Here is a 373-nt window from a genome sequence, read left to right as displayed (position 1 = left end):
GAGGTTTCATCGCCGTCGTTGTCGAGGGCGATGAGGTCGGCGTGACGAACGCCGTCCTGGGTCGAGAAGCTGATCACCCGCCACAGCCGGTCGTTGTCCTTCTTCCGCGCCTGGCCGCGCGGCGGCAGGACGCGGACCTTGTCGCCCTTGCGCACCTTCCGTCCTGGAAGCTCGACGGCCTCCGGCACGTGGCGCTCGAAGTTCAGTCCAAACGAGCGCCGGTCCGCGAGGGCGACCTACTCCCGTTGGAGGTCGTCTGCCAGTCCTGGGTTCTCCATCCGGAGTTGGCGGAGCAGGTCGTTCAAGCGCGACAAGACGGCGGTCTTCCTTTCGGTTCACGGACGATCACAGCCTATTACCGGGTGCCGATCCT

Annotated in this window: 1 protein-coding gene; it reads right to left on the bottom strand. The window is 65.7% G+C overall.

The genetic code is table 11. From position 1 onward, the window contains the following. The coding region (locus D9V41_RS16820) for a hypothetical protein (RefSeq protein WP_481725505.1) at positions 1 to 188 on the bottom strand (188 nt) is incomplete at its 3' end. Between the last annotated feature and the right edge of the window lie 185 nt (positions 189 to 373).

The sequence above is a fragment of the Aeromicrobium phragmitis genome (assembly GCF_003674095.1).
GTDB lineage: Bacteria > Actinomycetota > Actinomycetes > Propionibacteriales > Nocardioidaceae > Aeromicrobium > Aeromicrobium phragmitis.
The sequence above is the reverse complement of the archived record's forward strand: the minus strand, read 5'-3'. Positions and strand labels throughout refer to the sequence as shown.